The sequence below is a fragment of the Croceicoccus hydrothermalis genome, assembly GCF_022378335.1.
Taxonomy (GTDB): domain Bacteria; phylum Pseudomonadota; class Alphaproteobacteria; order Sphingomonadales; family Sphingomonadaceae; genus Croceicoccus; species Croceicoccus hydrothermalis.
In genome coordinates this window covers 230,043-248,772 of record NZ_JAIQCI010000020.1, presented here as the reverse complement: position 1 = coordinate 248,772, position 18,730 = coordinate 230,043, and the positions used below count along the sequence as shown (strand labels likewise).

Genomic DNA, 18,730 nt, shown 5'->3' with positions numbered 1-18,730 from the left:
TTCTGGCGCTTACCAGATGATCCGCATTTGCGCGGCAAGCCGACGGTCGCGCAACGCCTCGCTGCGCTGTTCGGGGCTTACCCGCCGTGTCGTTTCCGGCAGATGCGACAGAATATCGGCGGTCTTGACCTTTCTTAAGGTAGGCATCGGCTTTTCGCTGGCCTCGAACCAGCGGCCCTGGATCGCGCCACTGCGATAGCCCGATGTGTCGAGCCAGTTGTGCACACCGGGGTCTCGCGCACAGATGACCGTGCGGAACACCCCGTCAGGATCGACCACGCCCTGCCTGTCGTTCAGGCTCGCCTGGTTGTTGTACCAGTCGGTTGTTTCGTAGATATCGTTCGTCAGGATGATCGACCAGTAGCGATAGCTTTCGGGTACGCGCACTTCGCTTATCAGGGCCTCGTCATCATCCAGTTCGTATGCCCCTTCATAGTAGAACTGCCCCTGCAGGCCGGACATCTGTGAGACGTCGAATATCTTCAATTCGTTGAGATAACCTTCGTTGCGCAGCTCTTCCACGTGGGTCAGGAAGGCCAAGGCACATACGCCGGAAATAAATGGCATTTCATCGAAGGCGGCGTGCAGTTCTGCGACCGACAACCGCCCTTTCGCCTCGTCCACATCCAGCCGGGTGATGCCAAAGCGCGGCTCTCGCTCCACCCCCCAGTCGCAGGAAACGATGCGCACCATCAGCTTCTCGCACTGCGGATCCAGCGCGTACCAGTCGCCTTCATATCCAGCAGGCCGCTGGGGCGAGATTACCAGCTCGAAAGCCCCATCCTCGCCAAGCTTGAGATCATCGAAGTCGATCTGCCCCAGCAATGGGCTATGCTGTCCTGTACGCAACGTGTCCGGCCCCATCTGGGCCAGCACGATCATGCGCACCGTGCCACGATCACCGCGCAGCAGGTAACTGCCCCCCTTCTCTATGATGGCGGACTTGTAGATCGTGTCGGCATTGGGCTGAAAAATATTCTGGGCGATATTCAGTTCAGGCACGAACATGGGGTGCTGCCGATTGCCAACCAGTGCATCCGAACTTGCACGCGCCAGGCCTGCCAGCAGCAAGCGCATCGATTCCGCCATGATCTGCGGATCGCCCCGCAGCCTTTCCGGCATACGTTCGCGCATGGCGTCGCCTAGCGGGCGCAGACCATCGATCAGCTTTTCCCAGGCCAGGCCGTCTTCGCTCATTCCCAGCAGCTCCTCTTGCAGTCCCGGCCTGCTTTCACCAGGCGCCTGATGCATCAACCTTTCTCCCGGCAGGTGAATGCCACAAGTGCTTGCCCAAGCCATGAGCTTCAGCAAGGAGCGACGGACGATGAGATCAGCTGACATGATGGTGGACGTTACCGCTGCGGCAGGGATTGACGAGACGGTGGAGATTGCCGCCACACTTCACACGCCGGACAATTGGGAAGAGCGTGGCGAGCATCTTGTCTTCGCCATTCACGGCGGAGGTTACTCGCGGCAATACTGGAACCCGTCCTTTGCCGATGAAAGCTACAGCTTTGCCCGCTGGTTCTGCGATCGCGGCAAGGCCGTGCTGGCCATCGACATGCTTGGCATGGGTGAAAGCACCCGGCCCGAACCGGAAAGCAAACTGAGCCGCGCGATTATCGCCCGCGCACACGCCTCGGCGCTGGCGCAGGTCCTGAAAGGACTTGAGCGCAAGGTCAGCGTGACCGGCATTGGCCACTCGATGGGAGGGATGATGATCATCTCGCAGGCTGCGACCCATCCGATATTTGATCGGGTAGCCGTGCTTGGCTGGGCGAATGAACCGATGGTGCTGGGCGATACCGACGTTGATACACTTCAGGCTGACCTCATTCCCAGCGGCTATCTTGCCACGCCAAGAGAACCGATGCGCAAGCTGTTCTACTGGCCCGATGTGCCGCCACCGCTGATCGAGGCGGATGAAGCCCACGCTTCCACAACACCTGCCACCCTGGGCATCGCAGCGCTTACTCCCGGCATTGTTCACGAGGATTCGGCGAACATCGCGGTGCCGGTTCTGATCGTGCAAAGCACGGTGGACACCAGCCCCAAACCCGAACTTGAGCCGGGCTATTTCAAGGCGGCGGCCTCCACCGAGTTGCAGATCGTGAACGACGCGGCGCATTGCCAGAATTTCGCCGGAACGCGCATTAGCCACTGGCAGGCGCTCGACAGCTGGATAGATCGCACCTGAGAATAGCCGCAGCCCACCCATTGGCGCTATTTCAGGTGCCGCAGAACCCTGTCTGCCGCAATCCGGCCCGCAATGCCGGATACGCCGCCGCCCGGATGGCTGCCCGCGCCGCCAAGATATAGGCCGGGCACTGCCGGTTTGGGTACGCCAAACCCTGTAGCCGGGCGATGCTGACCTGCCCGCAAGGCACCGAAGTCCACATGAGTTACGCAGCCATTGGTCACGTTCAGTCGTGTCTCGCGCTCTCGCGGAGTCTCCACGAAGCGGCCAACCTCATGCTGGAAACCGTCATAATATTCAGAAACCTGGGCGATGATCGATGCCATGGTCCGGTCTTTCAGTTCCTGAGACCAGCCCTCGCGCGCATCCACCGCCATGGCAGGAAGGTAGAGGTAGGCCAGTGAACACCCCTCCGGTGCCTGCGAAGGATCGCTGTTGGAGAGCGGGGTAAGAGAGACTGCATGACGATCTGGAATATCGCCACGCCGCGCGGCGGCAAAGCTGTTGCGCACATCATCGGCGAGACCAATCAAGCCCACCGCCTTGTTCAGATCGGCATCATCGTGCCGCAGGTCCTGATGTCGTTTCAACCGCAAGGGTGCCTTCATCGCAACATTGGCAAGGAAGGGCGCTGCATTGGATCGGTTGGAGGGGACATGCTCGATCCGTTTCATCCGCTGCCGGTCAACCGCGCCCGGCGTCGTCATGGCAAAGGTGGTGCGGGGATCGCTGGTGGCTATCACCACCTTCGATCGCAGTACCCGGCCATCGGCCAGGCGCACGCCTCGCGCGGCGCCATCATCGATCAGGATTTCCGCGACAGGCGCATTGAGCATGATCTCTGCACCGGATTCGGTAATGCTGCTGGCCATGGCATCGGCAAAGGCCTGCAGGCTGCCGATAGGCTTGCCCGTGCCAAGACGGTGCGTGACGGCAAAGATCATGTAGGCAGCGGCATTGCCATCATCGTCGACCGGCCCCGCGCCTGCGGCAATGCCGTTCAGCAGCGCGATGGTGGCCGGGTGTTCGAACCACTCGCAGGCCACCTGGTCTGCCGTCGCCCTGGAGATCGCCAGCAGCTGATCCTTCAACCGCACATTGCGCACCCCGCTCTTGATCATCTTGCCAAGGTTGCGCAGGTCGGGCCGACCAGGTTCCGCCATCATGATCGGGAAACCGATATCCATCATGGCGTCCATGACTTGCATGAACTTCAGATACTGCTTGCCATCGCCGGGATGGATACGGGCGATATCATCCGCCGTGCGCCGGTAATCGCGAAACAGCGCAATCGAGCTGCCATCGGGATGGAGATAGACATAGCTGGGATCGGGATCGACGGTGCGCAGGCCGTGGCGAGCAAGCTCCAGATCCTCGATGATGCCCGATCCGCGCGCGAACAGCAGCTCCACCGCGCAGGGGGTCACCAGATAGTCAGGCGCTTCGGGGATCATGTATCCCGCACTCGTCATCCCGCCCACCTTGGCCATCCGTTCGACGACGACGACTTTCTTTCCGGCCCGGCTCAGATACCCGGCTGCCGCCATCCCGTTGTGGCCGGCACCGATAATGACGGCATCATGGATTTCGTTCATTTCGCTTCACCTTCGATCACGGTTATTTCTGCGGAAATCGAGCGAGCCGCCAGCCAGTAGCAGATGATCGCCAGCAGCAGGAACAGGCCCAGCATCAGCAGCGCTTGCTGCAAGCCGGTGCCTGCGGCCTCGGCACAGCTGGCCGATGCACTTGCGCCGCCGCCAAGACATTGGCTTGCATATTGCTGGCCATAGCGCGCCGTCGCCAGCACATCGCTCATATAGCCCAGAAAGGCTGATCCCAGGCCAAGGCCAAATGCGGTCTGGCCGAAGGCGTGGATGGCCGCCGCGGTGGCGCGCATCCGGGGTTCCACCAGCCGCTGCGTCACGGTCATAATGGTGGGTAGAAAGGCATAGAGGCAGAAGGTGGAGGCAAACAGCAGCACCGCCATGATCTGCCATTCGTCCTGGTAAATCGCCGCCAGGAAAAGCGGCAGCGCCAGCGCGGTCGAAAGCATCGGCAGGATGCCATAACGCCGGTATTGTCTGGCAGCGAACCGATCGGCAGCCAGCCCGCCCACAACGCCTCCCAACGCGGTGGCCGCGCTGAAGGTGAAGGCAAACGTCAGCGCCGCTTCGGCAAGGTCGAAACCGAACCGCCGCACCAACAACGGAATCAGGAACAGGTTCAGGCCAAAGCCGACCAGCGCCACCATGCCGCTGCCAAGGGTAAACGCCACGAATGCGCGAGACTTTCTAACCCGGCAAAGCACCGCGCCGAATGGCGGTGCCGATTGTCCGGCGTTGAGGCGCACAGGTTCGCTGATGGTCAGCCACAGCAACAGCGCCAGCCCGATACCGGGTGCCCCTGCCGCCACGAAGGCCCAGCGCCAGCCATAGGTTTGCGCGATCCAGCCCCCGGCCAGCACACCGATGGCACCGCCCACGGAAACGCCTACCGCGATCATGGAGAACACGGTGGCGCGCCGTTCGGGCGGGAAACGATCCGCAATCAGGGAGACGACCGGCGGCGTAAATCCGGCCTCACCGACACCCACGCCCATGCGCGCCAGCAGCAACTGGATATAACCGGTCGCGGCACCGGAAAGAATGGTCATCACGGACCATAAAGCGGTGGCGGTTGCCACGATGCCGATCCGGTTGACCCGCTCTGCCAGCCGCGCAAGCGGTATGCCGATGCCGCCGTAGAACAGCGCAAAGGCCGCCCCGCCCATGATGCCGAGCTGGAAATCGCTCAGGCCGAATTCCTGCCTGATCGGCTCCCCGACCACGGCGATGATCATGCGGTCGATGAAATTGAACGCGTAAATCGTGCCTAGCAGGCCGATGAACCACCAGTCGCGGCCTGAAAATCGGCTCACAACGGGCTTTCCTGCCGCAACTGCGCCATCTGGGCGATCACATGGATGGCAATCATGCACATCGCCATCGTGGCAGCGCCAGCCAGCCAGGTCATGACTGGCGACCAGGCCGAATTCAGTGCGAGAGATACAGGTGCGGTGGTCGATCCCAGCGTTGCCGCGTAGGTGAAACTCGGCAGGATCAGCAGCCAAACCCGCTTGCTACCCGAGAGGTAGGGCATGAGCTTGGCAAGCGCCGCGCCCAACACGAAGCCGCCGGTGGCATCGCAGAAGGAAAACCACACGGGTGAACCGAACAGATGGAAAGGCTGGTTGCCGTAGAAGGCGCTGAGGTCCAGCCACTCGCAGATGGATACCGCCAGCCAGTCAACTGCTGCGGTAGCAAAAAACAATTGCCAGATGCGCGCAGCCGACGCGCCGCTTTCGATCACGCGCCAGACCAGATAGGCCGAACCGCCGAAGAACCAGGCATAGCCAAGCGGCACATACCAGGGGATTGTCCGCTCATATCCGTGGAAGAAGGCAAGCGGGTTTTCGGCCGGATACCAATAGAGCAGCGTGTTGTCGTAAATCGGCTCGATCATGACAGCGGACAGGGCAGTGCCAGCGAAAACCAGCGGCAAGACCCAGCCGCGCAAACGCCTTTCGCGCCCCAGCGCCCACCACGCCAGTATGCCCGCCATGGTGATGCAGGTTCCGACCAGAAAAACAGTTCCGGCGGGCTCCGGCGCCGGCATCACCGGCATCGGCACGATCGTTGATTCCAACACACCCTCCCCAACATTTATGAATGTCAGTTGGAGGCCTGCGAAATGCACGCAACCTGCCCTGCGACAGGTTGTGAGCCCGGCCCATTGCAATCTATTGCTTCACATGAGGAGACCCCAATGACCGGACGGCTGGAAGGCAGAGTTGCAATTGTCACAGGCGCTGCAGGCGGTATCGGCGCGGCATCCGCGCAGCGACTGGCTGCGGAAGGCGCCCGTGTGGTGCTGGGCGATATCGATGCCGATGCAGCTGCTGCCGCTGCACAGGATATCGAGGGCGCACTGGCGCTGCCGCTTGACCTGACAGACGAGAATTCCGTGCGCGAACTCGCCCGGCAGGTGGTCGCAGATCTTGGCCGGATCGACATCCTGCACAACAATGCCGCCATCCAGAACGACGCGCAGCGTCAGGCAGACCTTGATGTCATGAACCTTGATGTCGCCGCGTGGGACAGGGCGATGGCGGTCAACGTGCGCGGGGCCATGCTGATGAGCAAATATGCCCTGCCCCACATGATCGAAGGCGGGCGCGGATCGATCATCCACAGCGCATCCGGCTTCGGCGTGCAGGGCGAATCCACGCTCACTGCCTATGGCTCTTCCAAGGCGGCGCTAATCCAGCTCAACCGCATGATCGCCACCCAGTATGGCAAGCTGGGCGTGCGTTCGAACTGCATGGTCATCGGTTTCGTGCTGACCCCGCTGGCAACGCAGTCGACCCCGCCGGTGGTGAAAGATATTCTCCTGTCGCACCATTTGACGCCGCGGCTTGGCGAGCCGGAAGATATCGCCAACCTGGTCGCATTCCTGGCCAGCGACGAGAGCGCATTCATTACCGGTGCGGCAATCCCGATCGATGGCGGTGTGACCGCGCACCAGCCCAGCTATGCCGATTTCCAGAAGATGTTCGCCGAGATGGGCAGCGGCAAGCTTTAGGCCAGCTGCCTGTCAGGCAAGCTCGGCCAGCCGGTCCATGCCGCGAACGGGATCGGTCTTGCCGTCCCAGCTAGCATGAGCCTTTTCCATCAGTGACAGGCTGCCCTGCATGGCTTCGGAAAGCTCCATCAGCTCTGTGTAATAGCCGTGCGCGGCGAAGGTATCGAACAGGCAGAACCGCTCGCCCGAAGGCATCATGCCGCTGTAGGCGATCTTGAAACCTGCGTCTGAAAGGCGTGCGTGTGCCGCATCGAAATCGGCGCGCGGCATGATGTGGTGCAGCCCTTCGCCCCTTGCCTGCAGGAAATCCGCAAATGGCGATGCACCGTCGTTGGTCTGCTGCAACAGTTCGATCAGAACGCCGCCAGAAAAGCCGAACCCTACCCGCATCGAAACTGCGGTCGGCTCTCCGTAATATAGCTGGCCGGGCAACACAGGAACGTCGAACACGAAGAACGGGCCTGCACCCAGATCACGCGTCCAGTGTGACAGCGCCGCATCGAGGTCTTCCACCACGTGACACAGTTCGACGATTGATCCTTCAGGCTGCATCGGTCCATCCTCCCTCGCTGGTGCGCCGGGCAAAAGCCTGCGCGCGTGTGGCAATCTGGCGGCGGCGACCGGCCAGGTCGATGGTCGGTATGCCTTCCGGCAATTCATTGATCGTCGTCAGGCGCACTTCGCGGATCATGCTGGCAAGGTCCGCATCGGCGGGCACCCCTTGCCACCGGGTCAGCATCCAGCCTTCGTGCAGGCCGCAGGTATCGATCCAGTTGGCGACGCCCGGATCGGCCAGCGCCAGCACATATGTCACCGTGCCATCGGCATTGGGCGTCACCTGCGCCTTGTTCAGGCTGGCAAGACGCAGCATGGGATCGGGCGCGATGGTCCACGGATCGGTGATCTGGAAACCGGTGTAATAACTGTCTGCCGGATCAAGCGTGATCAGCAGCGCCTCATCATCGCCAAGCGCGAAGCGGCCACCTGCCAGATACCCCCAGTTCCCGTCGCGACCGTTTGGCCCGACAAGCCGATTGGGTTCGGGAAAACCAAGGAAATCGTCCTTGAAGCCGCGCCAGAAGCGGACCCAGGCGGGCATGTCGGCGATAATGGTCGCGGCGATCTCGTCTTCGCTGCGGGCTTGCCAGTCCGCCGGCGGATCAAGGCGCTCCACGCTAACCTCGGCTGGTAACTGGTTCCAGTCGCACTGACTATCGCGGGTGTAGATCTGGATGCGGCCGGGGCGCGATTGCAAGTGCAGCGGCCCGCCCCTTTTCGGCCCCACAGTTACCGAAACGCGGCCTTCGCTATCGCAATGCGGGCGCAAGTCCTGCAATGTCAGCGCACCGATGTTGTGGCCCAGACCGGCGTGATGGTCCGGCTCCATCTCGATCACCACGCTGAACTGCGGCGGATCGGCGGAAAAGCGCAAATCGATGCGATAGTGACCTTCCCCGTCAATCGGGATTTCGCGGTTGAAATTGTCGGGATTGTCCACCGCCACGGCGGCGCCGTGATAGACGTGGCCAAACCACCGGCGCGGCGGATTCGACACATTCCAGACCACGCGCGGATCGGCGGTATCGCCATTCGCCTCGCGCATGGCCAGCCCGAGCACCCATTGATTGAGCGCGCGATCTAGCGCCAGGTTGCCATCCACCGTCGCGGCGGTGGGATCGGCCAGCATTCCGTGGCGCGCCTGCTCGCGCGCAGCCCGCACATCTGCCCGCTCGATCAGGCGCAGCGCCAGTTTCTCTACCGCTTCCTGATCTGGCGTATAGAGCGGGTTGGTCATGCCACCGTTCCCACCCTTCCGCCTTCCACGAACACGGTGCTACCGGTGGTATAGCTGGAAGCATCGCTGGCCAGCAGGATGGCTGCGCCCACGGCTTCGTCGGCAGCGCCGAACCGCTTGATCGCATTGCGCTCTGCCAGGCCCAGTCCCTTGTGAATTTCGGCCTCCTGCCCGTCGGGACTCATCGAGCCGACGCAAAGGGCGTTCACCCGCGTGTGCGGCGCCAGCGCCTTGGCGAGCGAGCGGGTGAGGAAAGCCAGCGCTGCCTTGCTGACGCCGTAGGCAACAGCAGGCGGGATCGGGGTAAAGCCACCGCAGCTTTGCACGGAAATGATCACGCCCTTGCCATGCGCTTCCATCTCCTGTGCGGTCAGCTCGGCCAGACGCCAGGTGGCAAGGACATTCACATCCATCGCCGTCTTCCACACCTCGTCGGTGTTGGCCCACAACCCGCCATCATGCGCGTAGACCACGCCGGCGGCGGCATTGTTGAAAATGATATGAATCGGCCCGAAAGCCTCGTGCGCCTTGGTTACAAGGTTTTCCAGATCGGCGCGCTCTCCCGCGTCGACGGCCACGGCCAGCGCGCGTCCGCCATCCAGCGCGTTGATCTCCTGTGCGATCCGGTCCAGCCGGTCCTGCGAACGGGCCGAGATGACGACGTTCGCGCCCAGTTCGGCAAAGGCCTTGGCCACGTGCTCTCCCACGCCAGGGCCAACGCCGGTGAGAATGGCGGTGCGCCCGTCGAGACGGAAGCGATCCAGAACGCTCATTGTGGTTTCCCCAGAAGATTGCCGAAGCGGTCGTAATAATCCGCCATCCGCTCGCGCACCTCGGCCACGTCGATGCCGTATTGCTCCGGCGAGTGCTTGTGCTTGCCCATCCGTTTGGCTGCCGGATTGTCGGCCAGAAAATGGTCGATGCGGCGCGCGTGATCTTCGGAGAAGGTCAGACCGAACTTGTCGTAGATGCGCCTGATTGCCGCCTTCGGGTCTGCCACCACGTCCTTGTGCGCAAGGTCTATGATCCGCTCGTCGATTGCCGGATCTGCGCGCGCGGCCAGCGCGCGGTTCATCGCGGCAATCCAGGTCTCCACCACGTCGCGCCCGATTGCCGCTTTGTCCTTGTCGCCGCCAAAGGCAGCCAGGAAGCCTGCGATGAAGCTGGAGAGGGAAGAGAAAGTCAGCGCCGGATCGCGGTGCGTCCAAACCAGCATTGCGCCGGGATAGGCCTCCAGCAGAGCCGGAAGATCGAACAGGTGCTGCGGCGATTTCAGCGTCCAGCGCCCGCGCGGCCCCTTCCACTGGAAATTCTGCAGCAGCCGCTTGTGCGAGACATATTGCCCCGGTGCATCGCTGGCGCGCAGCCAGTCGGCATAGTCCGGAACGCCAAGTTCGGCGGGGAAATTGGTGCTGGCAAAGTGATATTGCATGCCGTGGTTGCATTCACCCGGTTGGGTGCAATCGAACCGCTGGATATCAAGCAGTTGCGGCGCATGCTTGAGCCAGTTGTCATACATGGCAGTGACCTGCGCAATACGCGGATCGCTGTCGAAAGTGGCGGCATCGGTTGGTGGCCAGGGAATGTACCATTCCCATTCGCGCGGAGCGCGCGCCTCGGGATCGAGGCACAGCAGATCGTAAGTAATGGTGGTGCCGGTGCGCGGCAGGCCTATCACGATCAGCGGATCGCCCACGTCTTGCTGCGCTATCTCTGGATGATTGCGATCATCCTCGACAAAGTGCAGGCGCGTGGCGAGCTGACCGACGATATTCTGCGTCGCCAGGTGCCGCAGCTGGTCGTTCGGTCCCATCGCCTCGACCGCCGCAACCAGTCTTTCAAATCCCTCTCGCCAACCGGTATCCGGGCCGAAATCCGAAAGGCCCGTGGCAGCGCGCGCTGCTGCCTCCATCCCTGCAACGGTCAGCGGTTCGCTCATCACAGATGCTGTTCCATCATCGCCAGCAGATCGGCATAATGCGGCTGGTGCGACAGGCCCCCGCCAGAGATCGATATGTTCTCACCCGTGATGTAACGGCTCTCTTCCGAAGCGAGGAAGGCGACCAGCGCCGCGATATCATCTGGCGTGCCGAATTCAGGCGTCAGGATATGCCGCTGGATCACTTCCTTGAGGCCCGGCACCGTCGCTTCGAGTGCCGCGGTCAATACAACGCCGGGAGACACGGAATTGCAGCGAATGTTCTGCTTGCCGTATTGTGTGGCGACATACTTCGACAAGGTGATGATGCCGCCTTTGGATGCGCCATAGGCAACCCTGGCAAGGTCTCCGGCAACGCCACTGTTCGATGCCGTGTTGATGATGGAGCCACCACCGCGCGCGATCATGTGCGGGATCGCATATTTGCAGCCCAGCAGGTATCCGCGCAGGTTGATATCGATGATCTCGTCCCAGATCTCGATGGGGATATCGACCGGTGTGGTGTCGAGCGGATGCTTGGCCGGATCGGTCATCGCGGCATTGTTGTGCAGGATGTCCAGACCGCCAAAATGGTCGACGGTGGCCTGCACCATCGCCTCTATCGAAGCAGGGTCGGCAGCATCGAACTGAACCGCCAGCGCAGCATCGCCCAGCGGATCGGCAGCGGCCTTCGCGCTGTCCTCGAACACATCGGCAATGGCGACCTTGCCGCCTTCTGAGACGATGCGGCGCGCGACGGCTGATCCGATCCCTCCGCCCCCGCCGGTGACGATGGCAATCTTTCCTTCCAGCCTGCGCATGCGCTTATCCTCCGGTAAATGTCTTGTTGAATTCCACGAAGCCGATCAGGCGGGCCTTGCGATCTGCCTCTACCTGCGGCTGCTTTTCCGCGCCCGGTCCGTCGGGAATGATCTGGATCGGCTCCCCCGCCAGCAACCCGGCCAGCGCATTGTGCGTAACGTCAGCCGGATCGAAGGTGTCGGACGTGTCGAAGCCTTCGGGAACCATCCGCAGCAATGTCGGGGTGCGCATGATCGGGGCCGCCACGCCCAGCACGTCGATGCCGCGCTCGTGATATTCGGCCCAGAGAGACTCCGCGAAATTTATCTCGAACGCCTTGGTCGCTGAATACATGGCCAGGTTGGGTTGACCGCCAAGCCCAGCGCCTGACGCCATCACGATGATGCCACCGCGCCCCTTTCCATCCTTGCCACGCGCGAGCAACCGCTTGCCAAAGCCGTTGGCGGCATCGATCAGGGTGGTGATATTCATCATCACCAGCCGGTGCGCATTCTCGGTGCTGTCTTCAAAGAAAGCGGCAAATCCGTCTGCCCCGGCGTTGGAGATGTAAAGCCCGACATCGAGGCCCGCAGCGGCGGCGACGATTTTCAAACCCGCATCAGGCTCTGTCAGGTCCTGTGCATAGGCCCGGAATTCAATTCCATGTTCTTCCGCCAGTTCCTTGCCCAAAGCCTCCAGCGCCTCCTCCCGGCGCGAAACCAGCATCAGGTTGATGCCCATTTCCGCCAGTTGGCGGGCATAACACTCGCCGGTGCCTTCGGAAGCGCCAGCGATCACGGCCCAGGGCCCATAACGCTCGCGGAAGGCATTGGCATCCAGCGGCAGGCGGGGCAGATCGCGCATGTCGGCTCAGTCCTTCTTCATTTCCGCAAGGCGCGCCTTAGCCGCTTCGATCCCTCGCACCAGCGAGGTGCAGTTACCGGCCCCGGCATAGAACAGCATGAAGTGCGGAATCAGTGCCAGTTCCTCTTCGGTGAACTCGTTGTTGCCAAGCGCGCCCATCATCTGGATCTCGATCAGATCCTGCCTCCCCAGCATGGTTGTGGCACCCAGTACCAGCAGCCGCTTTTCACGGATGGTTAGCGCTTCGTCCGCCCACAGGTTGCCGAACTGGTTCTCGATAATCTCGCGTGAGAAGCGGCTGTTTTCCTGCCCCTTCATCATCGCGGAAAAGCCGTCTCCATAGACAGCATCGAAAACCTCTAGTCCCTTGTCCCAAGCATTTTCACTCATGTTCATTCCCTCGACTTGTATGTACCCACGCTCAATCGAGCGGCTGGCCCTTGCGATATTCCAGGCCAGAGGTGGAATCGGCGTTGTCGCGGATCAGTTCGATCATCGGCAGTCGCACACCGAACTTGGCGGCCTCTTCGATGGCAACTTCCAGATCCTTGATCATCAGCCCCTTGAAATAGTTGCGGATGCCCGTTTCCTGCTCATTACCTTCGGGATCGGGGCGGATTTCCATGGACAGGGCGCCTTCCAGGCCGCCACCCGCGTTGGGATCGCCCGAAAGGGCCATGCGCAGCTGGTTCAGGTCTACACCGTAATTGCGGGCGATCACCGCGCCTTCGTACCCTGCCCGGATACAGCCGAAGAACGTGGTGTTGCGCGCGATCTTGGCCGCCATGCCTGTGCCCGGTCCACCCATGTGAATGACCTGTCCGGCAAAGCCATCGAAAATGGGCTTGGCCTTGGCCATGTCCTCTTCGCTGCCGCCTGCAAGACAGATCAGGCCGTTCTCGCCCGACTTGGGCCCGTTGGTTACGCCGCAATCGATCAGCGTCACACCGGCATCCGCGCACAGCTTCTGCGATGTTTCCAGATCAGACATGGAGATTGTCGACAGCAGGATCACGGTTTGCCCGGGCTTGCCCGCAGCCAGAACGCCATCGGGGCCGGAAAGCACATCGATCGTCTGGGCGCCGTTCAGCACGGCGATCAGCACGCAATCGGATGCCGCTGCCAGATCGCGCGGCGTTGCCGACATTGGCGGCGCACCGGGCACCCGCTCTGCGGCTTCTGCGCGCACATCGAAGATTGCCGAAAGTTGGCCAGACCGCTGAAGGCATTGGGCCACGCCTCCGCCAATGCCGCCAAGGCCGATTACACCGCCAGTTTTCATGATAGTTCTCCTTGATATGAAGGCGAGACGCCTTGCGTTACCAGCAAGCGTCGCAGCTCAATTTGCATGTCCTCGGCAAGACCGGCATCGGCGAGATAGCGCCCTACGGTCTTGTGTTTGGTTTCGATCTGTTCCCAGGCGCAAGCCAGGTATTCGCGGCGAACCCCGATCAGCGCATCGACCTGTTCCGGGCTGGGCATGAATCCGAAACTGGAACGAAAGCCTTGCTCCAGCGAACCGCTGCGGCGAAGGTTCTCGCCAAAGATGTCCGATTGGGCATAGTCGTTCAGGATCGCCTCGCGTGGGGCGCCCAGCATCTCCAGCAGCACGGCAACGGCAACGCCGGTGCGATCCTTGCCGGCCGTGCAGTTGACCATCGCAGGCCTGCCTTCCAGCAGGCAGGTGCCCACCGTTTCCCAGTGCGGCGCAAGCGCATCGGGAATCTCGCGATAGGTTTCGCACATGATGTCGATCGCCAGTTGCACATCTTCGCCAAGGCTCAGGCGTTCGCGGCCGTCATGGCCGAACACCCGAAGGTCTGCGTTCACATCGAGGCCCAGCCAGCGGCAATCCGCATCCTGCCAATCGTGCGGATGGGCTTCGCGTTCTTTCGCGGAACGCAGATCGAAAATGTAACCGATCTCCAGCGATTTCAGCTCCGCCTCATGATCCGGCGTAAAGTTGGCCGGGCCTTCCGCCCGGAACAGCGCGCCGCTGCGCACCAGGCCACCCTGAGCCTGCATGCCGCCAAGGTCGCGAAAGTTGAGGAGTGCCAGAGCCATGCTCAACGCGCCGGATATACGGGTATGGCAGAGGCCATCTGTTCGTACATTCCGGCATCGAACCAGACGTGCTCCAGATAATGGCCCAGGGTCGCCCGCTCATCAGTGTAGGTGTAACGCATCAGGTCTCCTAGCCCACCGCTCCACACAACCGGATGCACAGCGGGATCGAGCGAGGCCATGTATTCCTCGAAATCGGCAAGCTCGCCGTCGACCCGCAGGGCGGCGTGATGGAAGCACATTGCAAAGCTGCCGTCCTGCGGCAGAACTTCGGCGTGCATGGGGGCAAGTCCGGGCAGAGGCTCGATCAGTTCGATTTCCAGCCCGCCCACATTGGCAAGAGCGATCTTCATCCGGTATTCCGGTGACGAGACCAGGCCCGGCGTATCATTCTCGAACACGTAGAATTCGGGAACCCCGTAATCATTCCGCCAGATGGACAGCGCGCGATCGAGATCGTTGGTCACATAGGCGTTCTGGCTATGCCTTGCCTTCGGGCGGGAAAACACGATGGAGGCTCCTAGTTGTTGAACATTTTCCCGCCATCGATCACCAGCGTGTCGCCGGTGTGATAGCGCGAAAGGTCGCTGGCGAGATAAACCACCGCGCCCCACAGATCGTCAGGCATGCCAGCGCGCCCGATGGGTGCCTTGGCGGCAACGGCATCGGCCAGCATCTGGCCGTACTCCGGATCGGCCATGGTCATTTCGGTAATGATAAAGCCGGGCGCGATGACGTTGCAGCGAATACCATACGGCCCAAGTTCGGCGGCGAGTCCTTTTGACAAGGCCGCCAGCGCCCCCTTGGCCGCGCCATAATGCGTCAGCGTGGGCACGCCCTGGAATATGGAACCGCTGCCGCATAGGATCATCGAACCGCCCGGATCGCCTGCCTCGGCGCGGGCAACCATGTGTTTGGCCACTTCTCGCAAGGTAAACACCACCCCGTGCTGGTTCACGGCCATCAGCGAGTTGTAAGTGTCGGCATCCATTTCGATGAAAGGCTTGGCGCTGGCGATCCCTGCATTGGCGACCGCGGTATCTATGCGCCCCATTGCGGCCAGTGCATCGGCCACGCCGGCTACGATCTGCGCCTCGTCGGTCACATCCACTTCGGAGGAATGAACCTTGACGCCCAGTGCGCGCAGCTTTTCGGCTGCCTGCTCATTCGCTTCCTTGCGCCGGCCCCAGATGACCAGGTCGCTGCCAGCCCGTGCCAGCCCTTCGGCAAAACCGAAGCCCAGACCGGAGTTCGCGCCGGTTACCAGCGCCACCTTACCTGTCAGATCGAACAGCTTGTCTGTCATCTCGGCGTTATCCTCTCCCCATTCGATCTAACGGCATTTGCCTGTCGCGCAGCATATCTTTCGGTAGGGCAAAGATTACCCGCCTCCGCATCTACGAGTAATCGGAGACAGGATGCAGTGAGGGAGCAGGAGCAAGTGACACAAGCCGCCAAGGGCCAGGTGTTCGAGATCAAAGACATGCGCGCGCCCGTGCTGGACGAAGCGCAAAAGGCCGCCCTTGCCGCCGCTTCGCAAGCCAGTTTCGACTTCTCTTCTGCGGCCATCATGGGTGCCGCCAAGGCCCAGACCGGCCTCAATGATTTCGGCGCGATGGACTTTGTCGAGCGGCTGGACCTGTGGTGCGAATGTGTGGAAGAGGATGAATTCCTCTCACCCGTTGGCCGCGCAGGCCTGTGGACCATGTTCGTACGCTATGCGGCTGACCGCCTGCGCGTGGAAGACATCTGCAAGCGCCACCCGGAAATTCTCGACATCGAAATTGATCGTCCGATCATCGTGGCTGGTCCGCCGCGTTCGGGGACCACCCATTTGCTGGGCCTGCTTTCCGCCGACAAGCGGCTGCGCTCGCTACCCTGGTGGGAAGCCATCGCCCCGGTCCCCACGGCAGAGGACGAGCCGACGCCGGACGATCCCAACCCGCGCTGGACCAAGGCGGAGGCAGGGTGGCAGCAGCAGGAAGCGGTGCTGCCGATGATGAGCTACATGCACGAATTCTCGCCCGACCATATCAGCGAGGATATCGAGCTGCAGGCGCTCGATTTTTCATCCTACCTGCTCGAATGGATGGCACTGGTGCCAAGGTGGCGCGATTACTACCTCTCGCACGACCAGAGCGGCACCTATGCCTACCTGAAGAAGGGCCTGCAGGTGCTAACCTTCCTCAAAGGACCGAACCGCTGGGTGATCAAGTGCCCGCAGCACATGGAACAGCTGCCGGTTCTCTATAAGACCTTTCCCGATGCGACATTCGTGATCACGCACCGCGACCCGGTTGGCTCGATCCGGTCGACCTTGTCGATGTGGCTCTATGCCTCGCGCGTGCTGCGCACGAAGAGCGATCCTGAGGAGCCGAAGGGCTACTGGATCGATCGCTACAAGACCTTGCTTTCACGCTGCGTGAAGGATCGCGACTGCCTGCCGGAAGACCAGACGATCGACGTCTATTTTCACCAGTGGATCAAGGACCCCGACCCGATCCTGCAACGGATCTACGACATGGCGGAAATCCCGCTGGACGAGGCCACACTCAAGACCCTGCACCAGTACCACAAGGATCATGATCCGGCGGTCAAGGGCAAGGTGCGTTTCAACCTGGAGGGCGACTTCGGCATTACCGCCGAGGACATCCGCCAGCATTTCCAGTTTTACTTCGATCGATTCCCGGTCGAAGTCGAAGTCAGATAGTTTCTACGGAGAAAGACATGCCTAAAATCAAAGTGATCGACCGTTCTGGCAACAGCAAGGAAGTGGAGGCCGAAGCCGGTCTGACGCTGATGGAGATCATTCGCGACGACGGTTTCGACGAACTGCTGGCCTTGTGCGGCGGGTGCTGTTCATGCGCCACCTGCCATGTACATGTAGACCCTTCATTTGCCGACAAGCTGCCCGAAATGACCGAGGATGAAAGCGACCTTCTCGACAGTTCGGACCATCGCAACGAGACCTCGCGCCTTTCCTGCCAGATCGCAATGACCGATGCGCTTGACGGAGTGACCGTCACGATTGCCCAGGAAGACTGAGCATGGCTGACGCGCAAGCCGAAGTCCTCGCCTTCTTCGAGGAGTGGAAGCCTACTCTGGCGAACATGATGGCATCGATGGAGAAGCGTTTTACCGACCAGACGGTTTGGGAAAACGTCGGCATTTCCAAGACCACCGGCTTTGCCGAGGCCAAGGCCTTCATGGATGGTTTTGCGCATATGTACCCGATCGAAAGCGGCGAGGTGATCGTTCACCACGTCGCTTCGAACGGCAACGTGGTGCTGACCGAGCGGACCGACAATTTCCACGACAAGGATGGCAAGCTCATTATTTCGCTCAAGCTGATGGGCGTGTTCGAGATGGACGGCGACAAGATCATTTCGTGGCGTGACTATTTCGATACCGCGAAGGGCTTTGGCTGATGTTCGCCGGCAAGAAGGTCTGGACCCAGTTGCCCGTTCTTCCTGCCGGGCAGCTTGTGCCGCTGGTGCAGGAATGGGAAGCAGCCGGGATTGAAGGGGTCTGGGTGCCGCAGATATTCGGTCTTCCCCAGGTCACGCTTGCAGCTGCGGCGGCAGTCACCAGCCGCATCAAGCTGGGCAGCGGGATCACCCTCGCCTTCACCCGCAGCCCGCTGGAAACAGCATGCAGCGTGATCGATCTGGATCACATCAGCGATGGCCGCGCGGTGCTGGGTCTTGGCTCCAGCGCGCAAAGCCAGATCGAAGGCAGCTTTGGCATGCCTTATGGCAAGCCCTTGGCGCATATGCGCGAAGTGGTGCAACAGGTGCGCGCCGTGATCGCCAAAGGGCACACGGGCGAATTGCAGAAGCTGGAGGGCGAATATGCAACGCTCGATCTCTCGCACTTCCGCCTGACCGGCCCGGCGCGCAGATCCGCCGTTCCCATCTACCTGCCGGCGATTTTCGAGAAGGCTTGCGAACAGGCAGGCGAAATTGCCGATGGGCTGCTGGGCCACCCGCTGTGGACCACGCAATGGATCCACGAGAAGGTTGGCCCGCACCTTGGCGCTGGGCTTGAAAGGAGCAATCGGGATAGGTCCGACTTCGACCTGAATCTGATGATCTTCACGGTGATCAATGACGACCGCGATGAGGCCATTGCCGACGCGCGCGCCAATGTGGCCTTCTACACCCAGTCTCCCCAGTACCTGCGATATTTCGAGGCGATCGGCTTCGGCAAGGAGGCCAAGGCCATCCAGGCGGCCTTCGCACAGCAGGATTACGCGGGGATGGCACAGTCCTGCCCCGATGAAATGGTGAGCGCAATCACCGTACTTGGCTCTGCTGATGATGTGAAGACGCAGGTAATCGAACGAGCTGCTTTTGCCGATTCCATCACGCCCGTTGTGCCGCAATTCGGCATGAAGGAGGACAAGGCGGCCACATACCGCAAGCGAATCGCCGATCTGTTCTTCTAAGAAGCTGTCTGTCGACCGTCGCCC

At 61.4% G+C, this 18,730-nt stretch carries 21 protein-coding genes; 6 read left to right on the top strand and 15 right to left on the bottom strand.

Annotated elements, in window-relative coordinates:
* Positions 1-9 precede the first annotated feature (9 nt).
* A complete protein-coding gene (locus tag K4G67_RS12605) occupies positions 10-1,398 on the bottom strand; it encodes a DUF1214 domain-containing protein (protein WP_239806710.1) in 1,389 nt (462 codons plus the stop codon).
* Between K4G67_RS12605 and K4G67_RS12600 the strand changes: the two genes are divergently transcribed.
* Positions 1,325-2,197 (top strand): alpha/beta hydrolase, encoded by an 873-nt coding sequence (locus tag K4G67_RS12600; protein ID WP_239806709.1) that lies wholly within the window; start codon positions 1,325-1,327, stop codon positions 2,195-2,197. The genes K4G67_RS12605 and K4G67_RS12600 overlap by 74 nt on opposite strands.
* A gap of 26 nt (positions 2,198-2,223) precedes the next feature.
* Here the strand turns inward: K4G67_RS12600 and K4G67_RS12595 are convergent, their stop codons facing one another.
* The 3 genes from K4G67_RS12595 to K4G67_RS12585 are packed head-to-tail and all read right to left on the bottom strand — an operon-like array spanning position 2,224 to position 5,881.
* A complete protein-coding gene (locus K4G67_RS12595) occupies positions 2,224-3,792 on the bottom strand; it encodes a phytoene desaturase family protein (RefSeq protein WP_239806708.1) in 1,569 nt (522 codons plus the stop codon).
* Positions 3,789-5,114 carry a spinster family MFS transporter gene (locus K4G67_RS12590; RefSeq protein ID WP_239806707.1) on the bottom strand — a complete coding sequence of 442 codons (1,326 nt, stop codon included), beginning with the start codon at positions 5,112-5,114 and terminating at the stop codon, positions 3,789-3,791. Before K4G67_RS12590 ends, K4G67_RS12595 begins: the two co-directional genes overlap by 4 nt.
* Positions 5,111-5,881, bottom strand: coding sequence for a hypothetical protein (locus K4G67_RS12585; protein WP_239806706.1), 771 nt, complete (start codon positions 5,879-5,881; stop codon positions 5,111-5,113). The genes K4G67_RS12590 and K4G67_RS12585 overlap by 4 nt, the downstream gene beginning before the upstream one ends.
* A 120-nt stretch (positions 5,882-6,001) precedes the next feature.
* On the opposite strand from K4G67_RS12585, the gene K4G67_RS12580 reads away from it, so the two are divergent.
* The gene (locus K4G67_RS12580) at positions 6,002-6,817 is read left to right on the top strand and encodes an SDR family NAD(P)-dependent oxidoreductase (RefSeq protein ID WP_239806705.1); all 816 of its coding nucleotides are present in this window, start codon (positions 6,002-6,004) and stop codon (positions 6,815-6,817) included.
* A 12-nt stretch (positions 6,818-6,829) separates the two neighbouring features.
* Here K4G67_RS12580 and K4G67_RS12575 read toward each other — a convergent pair whose 3' ends face one another.
* Genes K4G67_RS12575 through K4G67_RS12525 form a run of 11 tightly spaced genes read right to left on the bottom strand, consistent with a single transcriptional unit; the run spans position 6,830 to position 15,565 of the window.
* Positions 6,830-7,369, bottom strand: coding sequence for a VOC family protein (locus K4G67_RS12575; protein ID WP_239806704.1), 540 nt, complete (start codon positions 7,367-7,369; stop codon positions 6,830-6,832).
* Positions 7,359-8,612: a hypothetical protein gene (locus K4G67_RS12570; protein WP_239806703.1), complete on the bottom strand. Its 1,254-nt coding sequence runs from the start codon at positions 8,610-8,612 to the stop codon at positions 7,359-7,361. Before K4G67_RS12570 ends, K4G67_RS12575 begins: the two co-directional genes overlap by 11 nt.
* A complete protein-coding gene (locus K4G67_RS12565) occupies positions 8,609-9,385 on the bottom strand; it encodes an SDR family NAD(P)-dependent oxidoreductase (protein ID WP_239806702.1) in 777 nt (258 codons plus the stop codon). The genes K4G67_RS12570 and K4G67_RS12565 overlap by 4 nt, the downstream gene beginning before the upstream one ends.
* Positions 9,382-10,551, bottom strand: a complete 1,170-nt coding sequence (locus K4G67_RS12560) for a sulfotransferase family protein (protein WP_239806701.1) — start codon at positions 10,549-10,551, stop codon at positions 9,382-9,384. Before K4G67_RS12560 ends, K4G67_RS12565 begins: the two co-directional genes overlap by 4 nt.
* On the bottom strand, positions 10,551-11,351 hold the full coding sequence (locus K4G67_RS12555; protein WP_239806700.1) for an SDR family NAD(P)-dependent oxidoreductase: 801 nt from the start codon (positions 11,349-11,351) through the stop codon (positions 10,551-10,553). Before K4G67_RS12555 ends, K4G67_RS12560 begins: the two co-directional genes overlap by 1 nt.
* 4 nt (positions 11,352-11,355) lie before the next feature.
* Entirely contained in the window at positions 11,356-12,195 is an 840-nt protein-coding gene (locus K4G67_RS12550) for an SDR family NAD(P)-dependent oxidoreductase (RefSeq protein WP_239806699.1), read from the bottom strand.
* A 6-nt stretch (positions 12,196-12,201) separates the two neighbouring features.
* A complete protein-coding gene (locus K4G67_RS12545; protein WP_239806698.1) occupies positions 12,202-12,585 on the bottom strand; it encodes a carboxymuconolactone decarboxylase family protein in 384 nt (127 codons plus the stop codon).
* A 31-nt stretch (positions 12,586-12,616) separates the two neighbouring features.
* Positions 12,617-13,477 (bottom strand): NAD(P)-dependent oxidoreductase, encoded by an 861-nt coding sequence (locus tag K4G67_RS12540; RefSeq protein WP_239806697.1) that lies wholly within the window; start codon positions 13,475-13,477, stop codon positions 12,617-12,619.
* The gene (locus K4G67_RS12535; RefSeq protein ID WP_275588856.1) at positions 13,474-14,259 is read right to left on the bottom strand and encodes a tyrosine-protein phosphatase; all 786 of its coding nucleotides are present in this window, start codon (positions 14,257-14,259) and stop codon (positions 13,474-13,476) included. Before K4G67_RS12535 ends, K4G67_RS12540 begins: the two co-directional genes overlap by 4 nt.
* A 2-nt stretch (positions 14,260-14,261) precedes the next feature.
* Positions 14,262-14,768 (bottom strand): VOC family protein, encoded by a 507-nt coding sequence (locus K4G67_RS12530; RefSeq protein ID WP_239806695.1) that lies wholly within the window; start codon positions 14,766-14,768, stop codon positions 14,262-14,264.
* 11 nt (positions 14,769-14,779) lie between these two features.
* On the bottom strand, positions 14,780-15,565 hold the full coding sequence (locus tag K4G67_RS12525; RefSeq protein ID WP_239806694.1) for an SDR family NAD(P)-dependent oxidoreductase: 786 nt from the start codon (positions 15,563-15,565) through the stop codon (positions 14,780-14,782).
* Between the two features lie 135 nt (positions 15,566-15,700).
* Between K4G67_RS12525 and K4G67_RS12520 the strand changes: the two genes are divergently transcribed.
* From K4G67_RS12520 to K4G67_RS12505, 4 genes are read left to right on the top strand one after another with little or no spacing between them, the layout of a single operon-like run.
* Positions 15,701-16,969, top strand: a complete 1,269-nt coding sequence (locus tag K4G67_RS12520) for a sulfotransferase family protein (RefSeq protein ID WP_239806693.1) — start codon at positions 15,701-15,703, stop codon at positions 16,967-16,969.
* Between the two features lie 17 nt (positions 16,970-16,986).
* Positions 16,987-17,304 (top strand): 2Fe-2S iron-sulfur cluster-binding protein, encoded by a 318-nt coding sequence (locus tag K4G67_RS12515; RefSeq protein ID WP_239806692.1) that lies wholly within the window; start codon positions 16,987-16,989, stop codon positions 17,302-17,304.
* Positions 17,305-17,306: 2 nt separating this feature from the next.
* The gene (locus K4G67_RS12510) at positions 17,307-17,687 is read left to right on the top strand and encodes a limonene-1,2-epoxide hydrolase family protein (protein ID WP_239806691.1); all 381 of its coding nucleotides are present in this window, start codon (positions 17,307-17,309) and stop codon (positions 17,685-17,687) included.
* The gene (locus K4G67_RS12505) at positions 17,687-18,706 is read left to right on the top strand and encodes an LLM class flavin-dependent oxidoreductase (protein ID WP_239806690.1); all 1,020 of its coding nucleotides are present in this window, start codon (positions 17,687-17,689) and stop codon (positions 18,704-18,706) included. The genes K4G67_RS12510 and K4G67_RS12505 overlap by 1 nt, the downstream gene beginning before the upstream one ends.
* Positions 18,707-18,730 lie beyond the last annotated feature (24 nt).